This is a genomic window from Acinetobacter sp. BIGb0196 (assembly GCF_011759595.1).
GTDB lineage: Bacteria > Pseudomonadota > Gammaproteobacteria > Pseudomonadales > Moraxellaceae > Acinetobacter > Acinetobacter guillouiae.
In genome coordinates, this window is sequence record NZ_JAAOZA010000001.1 from 2,116,440 (window position 1) to 2,131,861 (window position 15,422).

At 36.4% G+C, this 15,422-nt stretch carries 13 protein-coding genes; 9 read left to right on the plus strand and 4 right to left on the minus strand.

What is annotated here, in order from left to right; translation table 11 throughout:
- Positions 1–42 precede the first annotated feature (42 nt).
- From FHR28_RS09625 to FHR28_RS09635, 3 genes are read right to left on the minus strand one after another with little or no spacing between them, the layout of a single operon-like run.
- The gene (locus tag FHR28_RS09625; protein ID WP_166782473.1) at positions 43–954 is read right to left on the minus strand and encodes an alpha/beta hydrolase; all 912 of its coding nucleotides are present in this window, start codon (positions 952–954) and stop codon (positions 43–45) included.
- Between the two features lies 1 nt (position 955).
- Positions 956–1,837, minus strand: coding sequence for an alpha/beta fold hydrolase (locus FHR28_RS09630; RefSeq protein ID WP_166782474.1), 882 nt, complete (start codon positions 1,835–1,837; stop codon positions 956–958).
- Between the two features lie 20 nt (positions 1,838–1,857).
- Complete coding sequence (locus tag FHR28_RS09635) at positions 1,858–2,910, minus strand: sugar phosphate isomerase/epimerase family protein (RefSeq protein ID WP_166782475.1); 1,053 nt, start codon at positions 2,908–2,910, stop codon at positions 1,858–1,860.
- A gap of 179 nt (positions 2,911–3,089) precedes the next feature.
- On the opposite strand from FHR28_RS09635, the gene FHR28_RS09640 reads away from it, so the two are divergent.
- The 9 genes from FHR28_RS09640 to FHR28_RS09680 all read left to right on the plus strand — a co-directional run bounded on the left by FHR28_RS09640 (position 3,090) and on the right by FHR28_RS09680 (position 12,597).
- The gene (locus FHR28_RS09640) at positions 3,090–3,689 is read left to right on the plus strand and encodes a TetR/AcrR family transcriptional regulator (protein WP_056511186.1); all 600 of its coding nucleotides are present in this window, start codon (positions 3,090–3,092) and stop codon (positions 3,687–3,689) included.
- A gap of 435 nt (positions 3,690–4,124) precedes the next feature.
- Complete coding sequence (locus tag FHR28_RS09645; protein WP_151957307.1) at positions 4,125–4,616, plus strand: MarR family winged helix-turn-helix transcriptional regulator; 492 nt, start codon at positions 4,125–4,127, stop codon at positions 4,614–4,616.
- A gap of 68 nt (positions 4,617–4,684) precedes the next feature.
- Positions 4,685–5,023: a DUF6616 family protein gene (locus tag FHR28_RS09650; RefSeq protein ID WP_151957308.1), complete on the plus strand. Its 339-nt coding sequence runs from the start codon at positions 4,685–4,687 to the stop codon at positions 5,021–5,023.
- Between the two features lie 159 nt (positions 5,024–5,182).
- Positions 5,183–7,390 (plus strand): TonB-dependent siderophore receptor, encoded by a 2,208-nt coding sequence (locus FHR28_RS09655; RefSeq protein WP_166782476.1) that lies wholly within the window; start codon positions 5,183–5,185, stop codon positions 7,388–7,390.
- 168 nt (positions 7,391–7,558) lie between these two features.
- A complete protein-coding gene (locus FHR28_RS09660; RefSeq protein WP_056511175.1) occupies positions 7,559–7,813 on the plus strand; it encodes a hypothetical protein in 255 nt (84 codons plus the stop codon).
- A 485-nt stretch (positions 7,814–8,298) separates the two neighbouring features.
- The gene (salA, locus tag FHR28_RS09665) at positions 8,299–9,585 is read left to right on the plus strand and encodes a salicylate 1-monooxygenase (protein ID WP_166782477.1); all 1,287 of its coding nucleotides are present in this window, start codon (positions 8,299–8,301) and stop codon (positions 9,583–9,585) included.
- Between the two features lie 45 nt (positions 9,586–9,630).
- Positions 9,631–10,983 (plus strand): MFS transporter, encoded by a 1,353-nt coding sequence (locus FHR28_RS09670; protein WP_166782478.1) that lies wholly within the window; start codon positions 9,631–9,633, stop codon positions 10,981–10,983.
- Positions 10,984–11,031: 48 nt separating this feature from the next.
- The gene (locus FHR28_RS09675; protein WP_105712620.1) at positions 11,032–11,925 is read left to right on the plus strand and encodes a LysR family transcriptional regulator; all 894 of its coding nucleotides are present in this window, start codon (positions 11,032–11,034) and stop codon (positions 11,923–11,925) included.
- A gap of 201 nt (positions 11,926–12,126) precedes the next feature.
- Positions 12,127–12,597: an Lrp/AsnC family transcriptional regulator gene (locus FHR28_RS09680; protein ID WP_004720411.1), complete on the plus strand. Its 471-nt coding sequence runs from the start codon at positions 12,127–12,129 to the stop codon at positions 12,595–12,597.
- Between the two features lie 110 nt (positions 12,598–12,707).
- On the opposite strand, the gene FHR28_RS21895 is transcribed toward FHR28_RS09680, so the two are convergent.
- The gene (locus tag FHR28_RS21895) at positions 12,708–15,338 is read right to left on the minus strand and encodes a LuxR C-terminal-related transcriptional regulator (protein WP_228722049.1); all 2,631 of its coding nucleotides are present in this window, start codon (positions 15,336–15,338) and stop codon (positions 12,708–12,710) included.
- Positions 15,339–15,422 lie beyond the last annotated feature (84 nt).

Genomic DNA, 15,422 nt, shown 5'->3' on the forward strand with positions numbered 1-15,422 from the left:
GGAAATCATGCGATTTCCTTTTTTCACGATGGTCAAAATCACCTATAAATCAATCTTATCGTATATAGCGTTGGCTTTCTCTGTGATTGCAGTCATATGGATTGCACCATGAATCATTCCTGCTAGAAAATCAAATTTCACCGAGACTCCAGCCTCTCTCAATCTTTCAGCATATTGTTCGCCATCATAACGCAGTGGATCATATTCACAGACAAAAATTGTTGCCTCAGGTAAGCCTTGTAATGATTGTGCCAGTAGAGGACTCACCAACTCATTGGTTTTGTCAGAATCACTATTTAAATATTGATCCCAACAATACGCCATTGTTGCAGTGGTTAAACCATAACCATCCGCATAAGTTTCATAGGATTTACCATGCATCGTGGCATCTAAGGCTGGATAAAACAGCAGTTGTTGACTAATCTGGATTTCTGGATGCGCTTTAGCGAGTAAGCATGCAGCTGCTGCAAGGTTAGCTCCCGCACTATCACCACCCACAGCAATACGATTTTGATCAAGCCCTAAACTTAAAGCATATTCTTGAATATAACGAAGTGCTGTAAAAAAATCTGTCAACGGTACTGGAAATTTGAATTCAGGCGCTAGGCGATAATCCACTGAAAAGATAACATGCTGTGTTGATTCTGCCAGTAAGCGGCATGAACGATCCCACGCATCTAAACTCCCCAAACACCATCCACCACCGTGGGCAAATACTAAAGCTGGGTTGCTTTGTAGCTGTACCAAAGCATAGGGCGTATATACCCGAACTTGGATTTGAGCTTGATCAGAAGTTGTAATCCAAAAACTGGTTTGATAGCTGGAATCTTGCTCAATACCTTGCTGTTGTATGATGTCCTGATTTACCTGCGCTCTTAATTCACAAAGTGTATTTGCAGCTGTTGCAACAGGTCTAGCGTTAAGCCAGTCTGCAATTTGATGGTCTAAAGACATCTTATTGCTCCTGTTGTAGAAATTCTAAAATCAGGGAACAAAACGCTTCGGGTTGTTCCTCCATAATAAAATGACCACAATCTTTGACAATTGCACTGGTTAAATGCGGTGCAACTTTTTTCATGGTTTCATAAGGTGCATCATTGGTTGCTTGTTCTGCGCCAATCGCCAATACAGGCATTTCTAGATTTTTAGTTGCGCGGATTTTATTTTGACGAATGGTTTCGGGGATTGAACGATAGTAATTAAAGCCTGCCGTTAAACGTCCCGATACTTTATAAGCCTCAATATAAGTTGCAGCGGCGACTTTATCTCTGTGCCACGACCACTTATCAAAAATATAATTAAGATAAGTTTCTTCACGTCCACTGACCAAAGCTTCAGGTAAGTCCATCACTTGATTAAACATGAAATGCCATAGAAAAATATTTTCATCAGCTGAAACAAAAATAGGCGGTGGCGTTGCCAATCCGGGAATAACGGCTTCAGTCACAGCCAGAGAAGTAACAGATTGGGGAAAATCAGCTGCAAGTGCATAAGCAACCCACATCCCGATATCGTGACCAATCACTGAATAAGTATCATGTCCAAGTTTTGACATTAAGCTGGATAAAATTGTCGCAATTCGCCCCGTATCATAACTTCCATTCAGCGGAACAGAATATCCTGTTCCCGGTGGATCCACAGCAATTGCCTGATAACCATTGGCTGCCAATACGCTCATTACATTTCGCCATGCGTACCATGTTTGTGGCCAACCGGGGATAAGTAATACGACAGGACCACGACCTGTAGAGACATAATGAAGCTTTTTACTGTCTATATGGATGTAATGATGCTGAAATTGATCAACTAAATTTTCATGTGTTGTAATGGTTGTCATAGTGAATTCCAATCGCTGCCTTAGATACCCAAAAGTTGATTTATTTGCAATTGATTGACAGGCGCTGCGGCAAAATCATCAAAGGTTTTATCAGTAACATGGATAATATGCTGTTGAATAAACTCAGCACCTTCACTTGCACCATCCTCTTTATTTTTTAAGCAACATTCCCATTCCAAAGTTGCCCAGCCCTGATAGTCGTTATGTGCCAATTTTGAGAAAATTGCTTTGAAATCAACCTGACCATCTCCAGTAGAGCGGAATCGACCTGCACGATCTCCCCAATTTTGATAGCCCCCATACATCCCTTGGCGACCTGTCGGGTTAAACTCCGCATCTTTAACATGGAACATCCGAATAAAATCTTTATAGATATCGATGTATTCCAAATAGTTCAGTTGTTGCAAGATAAAATGACTCGGGTCAAAAAGAATCTGACAACGTGGATGGTGGTGTGTCCGTTCTAAGAACATTTCAAAGGAAATGCCATCATGTAAGTCTTCGCCAGGATGAATCTCGTAGCACAGATTGACATTATGTTCATCACAAGCATTGAGGATCGGCATCCAACGACGTGCAAGTTCATCAAAAGCGGTTTCAATAAGTCCAGCGGGGCGTTGAGGAAAAGGAAAGATATAAGGCCATGCCAGTGAACCTGAAAAAGTTCCCATATCTTGCAAACCTAAGCGGGCAGATGCTTGAACAGAAGCCAACATTTGTTGTTCAGCCCATTGAGTTCTAGCTACTGAATTTCCATGTAAATATGAAGGTGCAAAACCATCACATAAAGCATCATAAGCTGGATGCACAGCCATAAGTTGGCCAAAAATATGCGTTGTCAACTCACTAATTTCTAAACCATTATTTTGTAAAATTCCTTGTATTTCATCGCAATAATCTTGGCTTGTGGCTGCTAAATTAACATCAAATAAACGCTTGTCCCATGCTGGCAGTTGTACAGCCTTAAAGCCTTTATCGGAAACCCATGCAGCAATGCTCTCTAAATTATTAAATGGGAATATATCATCACTGAATTGTGCGAGATGAATACTTGGACCTTTGATGGTTTGCATAGCTAAACTCAATTAGTTGTCGATCGACAAACAATAGGCTTTCTTTTGAATAAAAACAACAAGTTTTTAAAAAAGAAGCTAAAAAAGGGCAGCCTCTCCAACAAATCCTATTGATTTATTTGCGAAATTTATTTTTTCGAATGATAATAAAAAACACTAAATCGGATTGAAGCGTCGTTATGGCTGGTAGACCAAGAGAATTTGATAGGGAAAAAGCATTGATTCAAGCGCGTGATTTTTTCTGGCAACATGGCTATGAAGGGACTTCGATGTCAGATTTAGTCGAGGTCTTAGGTATTGCTTCCGCGCGTATTTATAAAGCCTTTGGCTCTAAAGAAGCGTTGTTTCGAGAAGCTGTTATACACTACGAAGAAAATGAAGGCGGCTTTGCGATCCACGCTTTACAACAAGCAAATATTAAGGATGCGATCAGCCAATTATTTCAAGATGCAATCAAACTTTATACCCAGAATAATCATTCATATGGCTGTATGGTTGTATCATCTGCAAGTGTATTAAGTCAGGAAAATCAAGGTCTTTTAGACTGGATGAAGCAACAACGTATTGAACGTGGTCAAAGTCTGGTTAAGCGCTTTAAACAGGCGAAAGTAGAGGGACAATTATTAGAACATGCTGACCCTGAAATATTAGGGCAATATTACGGACTAGTGCTACATGGATTATCCGTTCAAGCCAGAGATGGTTATTCAGAACAAATGCTTTTGCAAATCATTGATTTTTCCCTTAAAAATTTAGATCAATATCTGGTTTCATCTTAAAATGCTTAGAAATAAATCAGCAATAAAAATGTATAAGTGATGAATATAGGACTTGGAAGATACATCGTATGATTGCGACTTATTTTGTTGAGTTTTAAACATTGCTTTACGGCAAATAAATGGGCGTTTCATCACGTTGAAAGGGCAATATTGAATAGATTTTAATTTACGAATAAATTAAACTTTAACGATATATTTCAATAAATTATGAAACTTTATGAGCTAGCTTCTATCCTATTCAAAATAATGTTAAGGATTATTTTATCGATTTAACACGAGATAAAGTAAACATAAAAATTTAATCTGAAAAAATCTGTTTTAGTCCAATTAAAATCGATCAATTTAAGCACTGTTTTTTTTGGTAAAGAATCAATCTTGACACAGCTAAAATATTCAATATATAGTTAGCCACCATACTATATGGTTAAATACTAAATGAATCTAGAACAGAAATACACCGCGCTTTTGCATGAAGCGCAACGCCGTAAAATGGTAGATATTGAAAATTTACGCCTCTGTTTTCAAACGCTTTCACTCGCTTCAACTATTGATCGAGACTGTGCCGCACAGCTTGCGCCTTATGGCTTATCTGAAGGGAGATTTGTGCTTTTATTTCTCCTTGATGCAGCTAATGATGCTGTAGCGCCTAAAACTTTAGCTGAACAAGCGGGAATTACCCGTGCCACAGTCACTGGACTACTGGATGGCTTAGAACGTGAACAATTGGTAGAACGTCATGCAGATCCAGAAGATCGTCGCGCGTTATGTATTCGACTGACGGTAAAGGGCAAACAAGTCGCAAAAACTGTGTTTGATCAGCATAGTCGCTGGATTGCCAGCCTGTTTGCTGGTTTAACCCAAGCTGAGCGTGAGCAATTAACAGGTTTACTTGAGAAAGTAGCGAAAAATCTTGTTGATAAACGCTGATAAAATATCTACATAAAAATCTTTTTAAATTATCGATATAAAACGTTGAATTAAATCAAGGAAAAATCATGAATCACTATCTAATTGAACTCTATACACCCAATGCAGTTTGGCAAGCTTTACCTATACAAGAGCGTCAACAATATTTGGCTGATGTTGGCGCAGCTATGGGAGGCTTGTCTAGTCTAGGTGTTGAGCTTTTAACACTCACCGAGATTGATACTGCCGTTGATCAAAGTAGTCATCATCGCTTTATGGGGATTTGGCGCTTTCCAAATCAACAGGCACGGGATGCATTGTTAACAGGTATTCAAGCAAGTGGTTGGTATGACTACTTCGATCATGTAAATGCTGCAGGGACGGAAGGTGATTTCCAGCAACATCTTGATGCTTTGGCGAAGTTTTAATTTCTCTTCAAAAATGCTTATTTATTTTCAAGGTCATATCAAAGTGTTCTTTAAAGCTTAAATATCTTATAGAAATGCTTGTTCAATGAGAAAAAATTGTGAATACTCATGCGCATAAATTGAGGCTGTAAGATTATCTTTTGGGGTTAGGCAATTACTGTGAAAACGTATCCATTTTCTCGTTTACAAAAAGCACTACTGGCGGTTGGTTCATTTTCATGTCTAGGGCTAAGTTCAGCATTGGCACATGCTGATACTGAAAAAGATACACAGCAACTTAAAACGATTAAAGTAAGCGTTCAAACAGAAGAAACAACACCAACTGCTTATTATCAACCCAAGGTAAATTTATCAGGATTTACTCAGCAAAATCTTGCTGAGATCCCTGCATCTATCAGTACAGTCACCGCGGAACGTATCGCTGACCAACATGCAAAAACCCTGACGGATGTTGTTAAAAATGATGCAGCAATCGGTGATGGTTATGCGCCCATTGGTTATTATCCAAACTTTATTATGCGTGGCTTTAACTTAAATTTAGGATCAAGTTATTTGCTCAATGGTCATTTGCTGCGTGGCGAGCAAAATGTGGCGCTTGAGAACAAAGCACAAGTTGAAATTCTAAAGGGTATAAGTGCAATCCAAAGTGGGATGTCAACACCGGGTGGTGTCATCAATTATGTCACTAAACGTCCAGAAGACATTCGTGCTATTACCGTTGAAGTAGATAGTCATGGTGGCAATCGTGTTGCAACTGACTTGGGTGGCTGGTTGGGAGAAGAGCAGCAGTTTGGTTATCGACTGAATCTGGCCAAAGAAGAAATTCATCCTTATGTTGAGCATGCAGATGGGCAGCGTTTGTTTGGCGCTTTGGCTTTAGATTGGAAGATTTCAGATCGCTCAAAATTAGAATTTGATATTGAATCGCAGCGTCAACGTCAGCGCTCAGTCGCAGGTTATCAATTACTGGATGGTACAACTGTACCGACTGGGGTTAAATGGGATCGTTTACTTGGCTATCAAAGCTGGAGTAAACCAGTGACCAATGAAAGCCTAAATGCCAGCTTAAAATATATTTACCAAGTCAATGACAACTGGACAACAAATCTGTCTGCTGCACAAAGCCGTGTCGTGATTGATGATTATTCAGCATTTCCGTGGGGTTGTTATAGCAGTACTTGCCAAACGACAGGTTTAGGTAATACTTTTGATCAAAATGGTAATTATGATATTTATGATTTCCGTAATCCAGACGACAGCTTCTTAACCAATCAATTTAAAGCAGGATTAAACGGTAAGTTTAGCACAGGGGCTTGGCAGCATAAGCTCAGTTTAGAACTGTCACATACAGGCAAACGGCATACACAATATAACGCGATCAATGAATGGGTCGGTACAGGAAATATTTATAATGATCCTATAACGTATGCGCCTACTGATAAAACTTTAGGTACACATTATAAATCATTAGACAGTCAACAAACTGCACTGAACTTACTGGACCAGATTGACTTCAACACTGAATGGTCAGTTTTGTTGGGCGGTAAACTGATGCATTTAAATGAAAATGCCTATGATGTGGATGCAAACAACATCCGAGAGACCAATTTTAATCGTTTCTTGCCGCAGTTTGCGTTGATGTATCAACCTTGGGAACATACCCACCTCTATGCTTCTTATGCCAAAGGCTTAAGTGATGGCGGACAAGCCCCTTGGTTTGCTACTGGTATTCCTGATCAAGGTATTGAAGGTAATGCTTTTAAAACTTTAGCACCGATAAATTCAACTCAGTATGAGTTGGGTCTTAAGCAGCAATGGCAAACATTACTGTTTACCGCGGCATTATTCGATTTAACCCAAGACAATCAATACACCAACGCAGACAATTACTTTGTCACGGATGGTAAGCAACATAACCTTGGCTTAGAATTGGGTTTACAGGGACGCTTAGGGCAAAATCTAGATATGACTTCTTCTTTAGCTTTAACTCGTTCACGTTTAAAAGAAATACAAGTGGCTGATTATCAAGGTCATCAAACTCAAAATGTACCGAGTGTCCGTTTTGCCAGTCATCTGTCTTATCGAGTACCACAAGTAGATGGCTTACGTTTATTGGCTGGCATACAATACAGTAGCAGTAAATATGCCAATAAAACGGGTACAGTAAAAGTATCAGGCTATAGCGTGTTTGATGTAGGTACAGCTTATAACTTCCGTGCTTATGGTTATGACAATACACTTCGATTTAATGTTGATAACGTGTTTAATAAAAAATACTGGCGAGATGCGGGGAGTTTCTTAGGCGATGACTATTTATTTCTTGGCGCACCACGTACTGCACAACTCTCGTGGACTTTGGGTTTTTAAAGTAACTTGCTGAGCCTATTGGTAATTTAAATTGAGATGTAGACTAAGTTAATATTTGACGGTTAGATAATTTAATTAACGAACCGTCAATAGCATCTCATTTTTTATTAGCGTAGAAGTTACCCATGTTGTTATAATAGAGGGGCAGTTTTATTAAGGAACTTTGTGATGCTGAATGTGAATGAAATTCCACATAAAGGGTTGAAAAGATATATAGCGAAACTCCCACGTCAAAACCATATAAGTTATATCAATACTGGAAGTAGTCTATTGGCTCAAACGATTACACGTTTAGCTGATGATGATGTTAAACCAGACGAAACTGAAAAATTAGTAATTGCTTTACGTCGAGCAAATGTGATCGATGGTTCACAAATGTTGATTTTGCTTGGCCGTTATTTTGATGAAACTCAACATGTTTGATCCCTTTAATGATTTTGAGACAAATGGTTATTTACGCAATTTCAGAAAAGATAAAAATTGTATTTTAAAAACCAAAACCTAAAAAGTGATTTCAATAAGAAAAATAGTGTTGTATAGACAAGGTTCTTAAATATTTTATTTAAGTCTCAAATAAATTTATGAAACTAAGCGTGATATTTAAAACACTCTTCAAAAAATAGAACAATAATTTAGTTATATCAACACCTTAGAATTTTTCAAAAAGTCCTTTTTTAAAACTATAAATCAACATAAAATTCCCCTCATCCTAGCCTTCTCCCAAAGGGAGAAGGGATTTTCAATCGAAATATGATTCACGCTACATGATCACTTTTTCATTTATGAAAGAGATTTATTTAAATAAATATCAAAAAAATAGATAGTATAAACTTAAAAATATAAATTGGATTTATTCTAAAAAATAACCAATCATAGAATTCTAAGCAATTTAGTAAGGAATGCTAAAAATGGACAAAAAAATTAGAGTTGCTGTGATTGGTGGCGGTATTGCAGGATTAGCACTCACCACTCAATTGATCAAAAATAAACATTTAGATGTACATCTCTTTGAGTCTGCATCACAGTTTTCTGAAATTGGTGCAGGGATTTCGTTTGGTGCCAATGCAGTTAAAGCCATTCAATTATTAGGTCTAAGCCAAGAGTATGAATCTATTGCAGATCAGGTAAAGACACCATACACCGATATTTGGTTTCAATGGCGTAATGGTTATACCGATGAGTATCTATCTGCATCTATTGCGCCACAAGTCGGGCAGTCTTCGGTACATCGTGCAGATTTTCTCGATCGTTTAATTCCGTTGGTGCCTTTAACAAATGTACATTTTAATAAACGTGTACAAGAAATTGAGGCAGATGAAGAACAAGCGACAATTCACTTTATAGATGGTCATCATATTACATTTGATTATGTGATTGGTTGTGATGGAATTCGGTCAGTTGTTCGAAATCATGTGCTTGACTCTAATCAATTAGCGCGTGTTGAACCTCAGTTTTCAGGGACGTGGGCATATCGTGGAATTATTAAATTTCAAGATTTTAAGCAAGCCATTGCAAAACTGGGAAATGATGCCGAAATTGCCGATGTACCGCAAATGCTTTTAGGGAAAGATAAACATATCTTAACTTTCCCAATCCGTCAGGGTGAAGAAATTAACATTGTCGCATTTAAGTCAGATCGCACTCAAACCGTATTAGCAGAGAATACACCATGGACATCGCCTGTTTCAAAACAAACGATGCTGGCTGATTTTGCAGACTGGAGCGAGAGTTGCAAGGCATTATTGGATCTGATCGACTCACCAACAATTTGGGCTTTACATGAAATTCAACCTTTAGAAACTTATAAAAACAAAAGCAATAATGTGATTTTGATTGGTGATGCTGCTCATGCCATGTTACCGCATCAAGGTGCTGGCGCTGGACAAGGTTTAGAGGATGCTTTGATTTTAGCTAAATTATTAGAAAACCCTGAGTTAACATTTGAATCTATCAAAGCTGTATCTGAAATCTATGAGCAGGTTCGATTAGAACGCGCCGTAAAAGTTCAAAATACCTCACGTGAATCAGGTGAAATCTATGAGCTATATTCATCGAAATATCCTGATTTTGAATCAATAGGCCAACATTTGGCACAGCGTTTTGACTGGTTGTGGCAGCATTCGCTTGAAGATGATATTCAGACAGCTAAAGCAGCATTAGCAAAACAACTACAGCACACTGAAATGACGACTTAAACAACAAAGATTACAAACAGGACAATATGACCAGGGAGGTCTATTATGCAATTCATAAATGCAAATGAAATTATTGATCATGCTAAATTAAAAGCCATTCATTGGCGGGTGATTCTACTCAGTGCATTGATTATTATCTTTGATGGTTATGATCTAGTGATTTATGGTGTTGCTTTACCCAAGTTGATGGCAGAATGGAAAATTGACAGCATTACGGCTGGATTTCTGGGCAGTGTCGCCTTATTTGGGATGATGTTTGGTGCGATTATTTTCGGTAGCCTGAGTGATAAATTAGAAAGCTATGGATTTAGCCGCAAAAAATTAATTATTTTATGTATCTGTTTATTCAGTGGTTTTACTTTACTTTGTGGTTATGCCAATAATCCACAAAGTTTTGCAATCTTTCGGTTTTTGGCTGGTTTGGGTTTAGGCGGGGTCATGCCAAATGTAATCGCCTTGATGACGGAATATGCACCTAAAAAACTACGCTCAACTTTGGTTTCCTTAATGTTTAGTGGTTATGCAGTTGGTGGGATGTGTTCAGCTTTATTAGGAATGTGGTTAGTTCCGCAATTTGGTTGGAAAATTATGTTTATTCTAGGAGGCACACCACTTTTACTCATTCCCATAATCTGGAAGCTGTTACCAGAATCGATTGATTATTTGGTGCGCCGTGATAAAACCGACAAAGCCATTGAGATCCTTAAACAAATTGACGGCAATATTACCTATACGTCTCAGACTCAAATTGGTCTTCATCAAGACAATCAATCTAGCTCTAAAACCCCGATCAAGGATTTATTTGCAGAAAATCGTGGGATGGTAACACTCTTATTCTGGGGCAGCGTATTTATGGCGCTTGTACTGGTCTATGCTTTAGGCAATTGGTTACCTAAATTAATGGTAGAAGCAGGCTATGATTTATCGACCAGTTTGGTTTTTCTATTGGCTTTAAATATTGGGGGAATGCTTGGCGCAATTTGTGGTGGCTACTTAGCGGATCGTTTTAATCTTGCAAAGGTATTATGCTCACTGTTTTTAAGTGGTGCGATCGCATTAATTTTACTAAGTTATAATTTACCAATGGTCATTCTTTATTTTTGTATTGGGGTTGCAGGTGCTGCATCAATTGGTGGGCAAATCTTATTATTGGCGTATATGTCTCAATTTTATTCATCCAATATTCGTGCAACAGGCTTAGGAATGGCTTTAGGTGTGGGGCGCTTAGGCGCAATTTTAGGGCCAATCTTATGTGGCTGGCTGTTAAGCTTAAGTCTGCCCATTAATTATAATTTTATCGCATTATCAATCCCTTGTATTATTGCGGTAATAAGTGTTTCAATGATTCACTTACAGTTGAAAAAAACAAAATTGGCGGTGAAAGCGGTACAAATCTAAAAGTAGAGCAGGGAGGTCTACCTCCCTCATTCAATAGAGATATTACAATTGATTGATCTAAGTCTTATTAAAGTTTTTATTATCGTTTTTGAAACTAAAAATATTAGTCATGCAGCTGAGCGCCTCAATTTAAGCCAACCTTCTGTCACCTATAATCTAAATCGCCTACGTAAATTTTTAAATGACCCTTTATTTGAACGAGACAAATTTGGAGTCAAACCGACCAAGTTGGCACAAAGTTTATACCCAAGCTTTAGGCAAGCAATTACCGATATTGAAATAGCAATTACAGCGTCTAAATACTTTGACCCAAAAACCTCAACTCGGATATTTCGTTTAGGCTTATCTGATTTAGGTGAAATATGTCTGTTACCTTCGTTAATTCAATATCTTTCTAAAGAAGCACCATTTATTAAGGTGGAAATCGAAGAAATTCAATCTCATAAAGTAGAAGAATGGCTGACTGAAGGTTTTTTAGATGTTGCTGTATTCAATAGTAGTTATACCGTTATGCCTAAAATTGAATCACGAAATTTATTTGAAGAACGCTATATGTGCATTGCGCATAAGTACCATCCACGTATCAGGGATACACTGAGTTTAGAACAATATTTTCAAGAAAATCATGCGGCTATTAAATCTTCAACGGGTCACATTGAAATTGATCAAAGGCTGAAAGAATTGGACTTAAAAAGAAAAATCATGCTTGAGCTTCCTCATTTTAGTGTTTTACAAGATGTTGTGACCAGTTCTGAATTATTAGTGACTTTGCCTTCACGGGCAGCAAAAGTATATGCGCGTAATGGGGATGTCAATATTTTTGAATTACCATTTTCAGTTAAACCGTTTAACGTGAGTGCCAATTGGTATAACCATCGAGATGACATAGAGGCCCGAACGTGGTTTATTCAAACACTACAAGAACTTTTCCAATCGCTATAACGCCGTATTCTTATTTGTAATGCGTTAAAAAACAGTGAATAGAGCCATAACTTATCTGAACTAATCTTTATTTGAATGAGAGTTTCAAGTAATCAGCATTAAGAATTAAAAATCTATTTATCTTGTCAAAAATAGAATATTATTCCAATAATAGATAAATCAATGACTCATTTTTTTAATTTCTTATATAAAGTGAACTGCATGAAATTACAGCTAGATAAATACGATCGTGGCATTTTAGAACTATTACAAAAAGATTGTACTTGGGCGATTGGCGATATCGCAGATCGTATTGGATTAAGTAATACCGCATGTTGGCGACGCATTCATAAAATGGAAGAAGAAGGCATCATTCGCGCTAAAGTTGCTTTATTAGATCGTAAAAAACTAAATATCAATGTGATTGTTATGGTTTTTATTAAAACAGCACAACATAATGCAGAATGGATTGAAAAATTTCACAATCATATCCATACAATCGATGAAGTTATAGAAGTGTATCGAATGGCTGGAGAGACTGATTATTTGTTAAAAGTCGCTGTACCCGATGTGCTTGAGTATGACAAAGTCTATAAAAAAATAATTCAAATTTCTGGTCTTACTGATGTGAGCTCCAGTTTTGCGATGGAGCAAATTAAGTATACGACGGAATTACCTTTAAATTTTCTTTGATCATTGATGCTTTTTTCATAAAAATCAGAGCGAATGTCTCTGATTTAGGCTATTAGAAAATATATTGGTGGGCACATTCATACGCCGTTAATAGTTTAGCCTATTGATCACTATAACCATCCATTCTTCCTCGCTATGGCAACAGCTTCTGTACGAGAATGTGCATCCAGTTTAGAGTGTATACGTCTAAGATGGGCCTTAACCGTTGTTACTGCTAAAAATATTTTATCTGCAATTTCTTGATTACGTAATCCTTCAGCGGCATGACTTAAAATTTCTAATTCTCGTTTACTTAAAGCATCATAAGATACATTCTTTATATTTGGGTGTACTTCTTTGATTTTAGAATGATCAACTAGCGAAATTAACAGTTCTAAAATTTTACGAGTATTTGAATCTAGGTGAAATGATTCACTATAATTTTCATAAAAAGCATAAATTAATTTATGCATAATAGGGCCTTCGTCTAAAAAGCTTCTAAGGTACTTTTCATTACCAATATCTAACAGGATGCTTGTAAAACAATCAAAGGCTTGTTTCTGATTATTTTCGCTAAAATAAAGAGTAGAAAGTATCATTTTTAATTTAATCGCACGTCTTTCATGAAGTAAAGTTTGTGCATGTTTAATTAGGTCTTGAATTTTTTCCTCATGCTTTTTTCCATCATTATTACTTATATCAATTCGCCATATAAGCATTTGGGGAGTATCGAGATATTGAGCTGGCATATAAAAATGATCTAGTGTACGCCAAACATCCAAATCAATGATTTCATTTAAAATTTTATGAGCAAGATAATAATCTTTATTCAGCCAATGTATTCTTGCTTGTTCAAGGAGCGCATTAGCTTTAACACGGGTAAAGTTAAAATCTGCTCCAATATATTCAAGTTCTTTAAGACAGCATAATGCTGCAGTTTTATCATGATTTAACCTGTATTCAATTTTAGCAAATAGACTATAGGCAGATATTAATGAATCTATGTGTCCATTTTGACGTGCGTAAGGGAGACAATTTTTGATTAAACTAAATGATTCCTCTAACTGATTTCTTTCATATAAAATTTCAGCTAAAGGAACTCCAATCATTGCATGACCACCAGATACACTATTCTGATGTTCTCGCCAGCTACAATTATAATTTGTATACCATCTAATATAAGCTTGATTTAAATGACCTTGTTGTAACTCTATACAACCTTCATTGTACTCATAAAGCGTTTGTACAAAAGTATTTCGATTATATCGAGAATTATTGATAACTTTATGAATCAGTTTTCGAGCATAATCAATTTTGTTATATGCAATTAAGTAATGGGAATAAATTGAAATAAAAAAGTTATTCAACAAGTTATCAGATTCATTTTGTCTATTATAAAGTTCTTCACAGGCAGCAAAACTTTCTGCTATACGATCTGTCATTGAGAGCCATAAGCAATCTAATATTTTAGTTTCAATATTAGACAGCAATTTTTGCCTTTTCATTTTCTCGATGACATATTTAGCTTCATCATAACGGCGGTTTAAAATTAAAGCTAATGTATATGCTGTTTGTAAGTGTTGCAAATTTTCAAAAATATGCGCTGGTATTTGATCCAAACAGCGTAATAAAAATCGCACTCTACCTTTTTCTAATAATGCTTGGCCATGTAGAGTCAAAAGTTCGACGCACTTGTCAAACTCTTTTGCAAGCAAATAGTGCTCAATGGCTTCAATAGGTTGATTTAAATAAAGTAGACGTTTTGCAGCACGTAAATGCTGTGATCTAAATTTTTCTGGGTATATACTTTTAAACTGATTACGTAAATAACTTAAGAATAAACTATGGAAACGATATTTTTCACCTTGCTGATCCATAGGGATAAGGAAAAGATTTTTTTGTTCTAACTGTTTGAGTAAATGGGCACTATTATTTGTTTTGAGCAACCAATCACAATCAGCAACAGAAAATTGCGAGTAGACACTACAATTCAATAAAAAATCCTGAAGATTATTGGGTAATTGATTTAAGATTTCTTCACTTAAAAAATGATTAAGTTCAGTATGGTTAATTGAAAACTTTTGAATTTGTGTACATAGAGAATGTCTTGAAGTTAAAGTTAAACCAAATTGTTGAATCGCAACAATCCAACCTCCTGTTTTTTTAAGTAACAGGTTAATTTCATTTGGATTGAGCTGAAAGCCATAATCATTTAGAGCAAGCTTATTTATCTCATCTGCATTGAAACTGAGTGCTTCTTGATTAATTTCTAAAATTTGACAACGAATGCGTAATGAGGCAATTTTTAATGGCAGTAACTGTCGAGAACCGATGACAATTTGGCTATGTGAAGGTAAATAATCTATGATCTGCTGTAAAAACTTGAGCGTTGATTCATCATAAATATGTTCTACTTGATCTAAGAATATTGTAAAGGGATTTGAATACTGAGTAATATTTTCAAGAAAATTATTATTAAATGGTTGATTCGTCGTTTTAAACCAAATATATGATAAATGTTGAATAAAACGATTGAAGTCATTGTCTGCATTATCAAGCGTCATCCAAATGACTTTACGATATTTCTTTTGTTGAAGATAAAGTTGATTTAAAAATGTAGTTTTACCAAATCCAGCAGGAGCTATCACAGAAATCAATTTAACCTTCGTATATTGGTCTAAATGATTAAATATAAGAGTACGTTCAATCTGCGGTTTTATTGATACTGGTGGATTGAGCTTTGTTGTTAAAATATTGTTCATTTTCTCACTCCTTGAAAAAATAAATCTTTAGAAAACTTTAAAGTGAGGCAAAGATCACGTCATTACAGATTGATTGCCTCGAAA

Excerpts from the sequence above, each read along its gene's own strand:
- FHR28_RS09625 (WP_166782473.1), bottom strand. The coding sequence starts at position 954 with ATGTCTTTAGACCATCAAATTGCAGACTGGCTTAACGCTAGACCTGTT.
- FHR28_RS09630 (WP_166782474.1), bottom strand. The coding sequence starts at position 1,837 with ATGACAACCATTACAACACATGAAAATTTAGTTGATCAATTTCAGCAT.
- FHR28_RS09635 (WP_166782475.1), bottom strand. The coding sequence starts at position 2,910 with ATGCAAACCATCAAAGGTCCAAGTATTCATCTCGCACAATTCAGTGAT.
- FHR28_RS09640 (WP_056511186.1), top strand. The coding sequence starts at position 3,090 with ATGGCTGGTAGACCAAGAGAATTTGATAGGGAAAAAGCATTGATTCAA.
- FHR28_RS09645 (WP_151957307.1), top strand. The coding sequence starts at position 4,125 with ATGAATCTAGAACAGAAATACACCGCGCTTTTGCATGAAGCGCAACGC.
- FHR28_RS09650 (WP_151957308.1), top strand. The coding sequence starts at position 4,685 with ATGAATCACTATCTAATTGAACTCTATACACCCAATGCAGTTTGGCAA.
- FHR28_RS09660 (WP_056511175.1), top strand. The coding sequence starts at position 7,559 with ATGCTGAATGTGAATGAAATTCCACATAAAGGGTTGAAAAGATATATA.
- salA (WP_166782477.1), top strand. The coding sequence starts at position 8,299 with ATGGACAAAAAAATTAGAGTTGCTGTGATTGGTGGCGGTATTGCAGGA.
- FHR28_RS09670 (WP_166782478.1), top strand. The coding sequence starts at position 9,631 with ATGCAATTCATAAATGCAAATGAAATTATTGATCATGCTAAATTAAAA.
- FHR28_RS09680 (WP_004720411.1), top strand. The coding sequence starts at position 12,127 with ATGAAATTACAGCTAGATAAATACGATCGTGGCATTTTAGAACTATTA.
- FHR28_RS21895 (WP_228722049.1), bottom strand. The coding sequence starts at position 15,338 with ATGAACAATATTTTAACAACAAAGCTCAATCCACCAGTATCAATAAAA.